At 54.8% G+C, this 3,715-nt stretch carries 3 protein-coding genes; 1 reads left to right on the forward strand and 2 read right to left on the reverse strand.

The window, feature by feature from the left end; genetic code table 11:
• Positions 1-810 (reverse strand): EscU/YscU/HrcU family type III secretion system export apparatus switch protein (locus QM579_RS04150; protein WP_414997946.1); only part of this gene is annotated, 810 nt, incomplete at its 3' end.
• Between the two features lie 433 nt (positions 811-1,243).
• Here QM579_RS04150 and QM579_RS04155 point away from each other — a divergent pair.
• Positions 1,244-2,470 carry an MFS transporter gene (locus QM579_RS04155; RefSeq protein WP_414997947.1) on the forward strand — a complete coding sequence of 409 codons (1,227 nt, stop codon included), beginning with the start codon at positions 1,244-1,246 and terminating at the stop codon, positions 2,468-2,470.
• 918 nt (positions 2,471-3,388) lie between these two features.
• On the opposite strand, the gene QM579_RS04160 is transcribed toward QM579_RS04155, so the two are convergent.
• Positions 3,389-3,715: hypothetical protein (locus tag QM579_RS04160; RefSeq protein WP_414997948.1), on the reverse strand; the 327-nt coding region annotated here is incomplete at its 5' end.

The following is a 3,715-nucleotide window of genomic DNA, read 5'->3' on the forward strand; positions in this document are numbered from 1 at the left end:
GGTTATGACAACGTCAGCCTTGGGCACGTCCTGCAACATGCGCTTGCTCATGGCTTCCATCATCTTTTTGCGCTGCTCGCTCTTGACCTTGGGGTCACCGTCGGCCTGTTTGTGCTCGTCCTTCACTTCATCCTTGGTCATCTTCATGTTTTCCTTGTACGCATAGCGTGATTGCCACACGTCAAAGGCCGCAATGATAAGAATGGGTATAAGAGCATAGCTTGCCAGCTTGAAAGCCATTTTAAGCATGTATACGGCCACGCCTTCGGTGGTGGCATAATACATAGGCAGAAAGTTTTCGTATTCTTTATAGATGATCCATGCGGGAATAAGGGACAGGATTATGGAAAATAACAGGCTTTTTATGGTGCGTAATATGGTCTGGGGCGAAAAGAGCATCTGTTTGATGCCCTTGAAGATATTGAACCGCTGCATTTTGGGCTTGAAAACTTTGGTGGTCCACAGTTTGCCCACCTGAAGGCGCTGGGCAAGCATGCTCAGAAAGGCCAGCGTGAGCAGAACAGGCATGATGATCTTGCAGATTTCGACCATAAGCTCCAGCGTCAGGCTGTATACATTCTCCGGATTGGGGTCGAATTCCCAGGCATGGCTCAAAAAATGGCGAAAGATCTTTTTTATTTCTTCGCTCATTGGGCCTATCCACGCGTAAAGAATAGACATGCCGCCGAGCAGGCTTACAGCCTTGCCCAGTTCCTGCGATTTGGGAACATTGCCCTCGGCGCGTTGCTTGTTGACGCGTTTTGGGGTGGCGCTTTCTGTTTTACTGGGATCTTTTTGTGTGCCGAACATGCCATATCCGCCGTCGTTATATTGGCGCGGCTTTGAGAAAAAGCCGTGCTCCATAACAATCAGCAAAAAGCGTGCCCGATGGAAACCGGATGCACTGCATTCATACGCCTTGCATTCACTAGAGGTTGGCGCGTTTTTTCATGGATTTGGCATCAGCCACACAGGCAGTACAGGCTTGAGGATGCGCGGCAAGGGGTGTATGTGCTATCATTGGTTGCGCATCTTGGCTAACGGGCCACTACCGTACAGCTTTCATTTCGAGCTGACGGAAATGCGCGCGCTGCTGTCTTACGGCGTCAAAGGTAAGAATCACCGGGTGACGGGGTTGGCCGCAACAGCGACAAGACCGCGATAAAAGCAAAATGTGGCCGCTTTGCCTGCATTGGCCATGTGTGCAAGGATCTGCCTGGCAGATGCCTGTATTGGGGAATAAATGTTTTACGGTTGGAAAATCAGCCTGCTTTCTATGGGCGGCAATTTCATGCTTCAGGGCAGTGTACTCTATTGCATGAATGCTTTTATGGAACCCCTGTGTACAGCCTATGGCTGGACACGTGCCGAACTCAATATCAGCATGGCCGTGGCCTCACTGATAGGCCAACTGGCCATGCCTGTGGCGGCTTCATTGTCCACCCGTTTTTCACTGCGCTACCTCATGACCGTGGGTGCGCTGGTGGGTGGCCTGGCTACCATTCTTCAGGGCATGACGGGCAACATGATGCTCTTTACCCTGCTGTTCACTATTGCCTGGAGCGCCACACAGATATGTGGCGGCGTGGTTGGCAATGCCTTGATGAGCAACTGGTTTCATTATTTCCGTGGCAGGGCATTCGGCATAGCCAATGCGGGCACATCCCTGTCGGGTACTGTACTGCCTTTGGCAAGTATGGTGCTTATCAATTATTTTGACGTCAGCGTCGCCTATCTCGTTATCGGTCTTTTGACCTGCGCTCTGGCCCCTCTGGCCTGGGTGCTGGTGCGCGATACGCCGCAAATCATGCATCTGCACCCCGACGGCAGAAGGCATGAGCCCATGCTCGGGCGCAAGCGGCCAGCGCCGGACACTTCTTTCTCCGGGCTTCTGCATTCGCCACGCGCCTACTGCATGGGCGTGGCCTTTGGCCTGGCTTTGATGGTCAGCTCTTCGGTAATGAGCCAGATGAAGCCGCGCTTCGTGGATTTGGGCATTGCGCCCTACCCGGCCATGCTGTTGGCTTGCTCCGCCGCATTGTGCGCAGCTCTGGCCAAATATGCCTGGGGCTGGGTCTGCGACCGTTTCACTCCCCTGACAGCCGCCCACGGCATCATGTTGGCCTGCGCTCTGAGTTTGTGTCTTGGATTTCTGCCAGCCAGCCTGTGGAGCATGACCATTTTCAGCCTCAGTTTCGGATTTTGCGTCGGCGGATTGTGGACGGTGCTGCCAGCGGTAGTTTCCTACTATTATGGCAGCGGCAACTTTTTGCCTTCCTACAAATTTGTATCCATCTTCATCATGCTGCGTTGCGTGGGATATCCCATCATGGGGTATTCCTATGAGCTTACAGGCGGTTATGGGGCTGCGGATATGGTGTTTGTCGTTTTGCTGCTGCTTTCGCTGGGGTTGAGCATGTACCTGCGCGAGGGGGATGCCGTTGAGGCGGTTGCGCGGCGGCGGCATTAGAGGGACAGGTATTTAAGGAAACGCTGATTTATTCCGTTTGGCGGCGTTGCTTCATTTTTTTGAAACAGTCGAGGACGGAAGAGTCCACTCCTGCTTCAAAAAAAGATCGCGCCTTGCCAAACGAAATAACTGCGCGCTTCCAGGAGGCTCTTTAATCAGTGCTTCCTTAGCTCAAAGAGATAGGGCATCTTGATTTTGAAAGCCCTGCCTGATGCGTGAAGCAAGTCCTTAATGTAAAGCAGTTTTGATTGTTTTCGTTTGGGCCGCCTGCGCAGCGGGCGGCGAGGGGGCCTGTTAGGGGCTGCCGCCCCTCCGAAGCCCCCTCTGCACTCCCCCCGGACGACCCCGCTGGGTTTTCCATATATCTTCATTCCCACGGGTGAGCCTTCAAGGGCTTTCCAAACTCCGCCATTTCGCGAGGGCTGCGCGGCTTTTGCTGCGGGAGCTTCCCTCCCTTCGGTCGGGCGATCTCCCTGCGCGCCGCGCAATGCCAGCGAGCGCTTTCGCGGTGGATGAAAATTAGGGGCGTCTGTTTGGCGTGGGGTGGAGTGCCGTGAAAGATTGGGGTTGGTCCTTGAGAGAGGTGTATTGTGCCCTGCGGGCACTGAGGCTTTTTTGTCTATGCTGTTTGGGCCGCCTACGCAGCGGGCGGCGAGGGGGCCTGTTAGGGGCTGCCGCCCCTCCGAGGCCCCCTCTGCACTCCCCCCGGACAACCCCGCTGGTTTGTCGTACGTCTCTACTCCCACGGATTAGACTTCAAGGGCGTTCCATCTTCCGTCATTAAACGAGGGCTGCGCGGCGTTTGCTGCGGGAGCTTCCCTCCCTTCGGTCGGGCGATCTCCCTGCGCGCCACGCAATGCCATCGTGCGTTTTTGCGTTGCGTATCAGTCTTGGAGCGCTGGGTGCTTGTGGGTATGGTTACTGTAATGTTCGGGATTTGATTTTGATGAGAAAAGTGTTGTGCCTTGCGGGTACAGGCCTGCTCGGCAAGAGGGGTGGGAAAGAACAGAGCTGTTTTTGTGGGTGGAGGGGAGTGCCTGCGGGCACGAAGGTTTTGCCACATATGCTGTTTGGGCCGCCTGCGAACAAAGTCGCTTCCATCAGTAATTCGAGAATGTTTATAGCGTACAGAACGATTCTTGGTCCCCGCTGTTTCCCAGACAAGGAACAGGCCATTGCCGGGGCGGCGTCATAAAGAACCGAAGCCGGCACGTCGGCGAGGTTCGTGCGCAGCCGCCCCGGAAA

Source organism: Desulfovibrio sp. (assembly GCF_047607245.1).
Classification (GTDB): Bacteria; Desulfobacterota; Desulfovibrionia; order Desulfovibrionales; family Desulfovibrionaceae; genus Desulfovibrio.

Bases quoted from the DNA above. Each gene is read 5' to 3' on its own strand.
- QM579_RS04155 (WP_414997947.1), top strand. From the start codon at position 1,244: ATGTTTTACGGTTGGAAAATCAGCCTGCTTTCTATGGGCGGCAATTTC.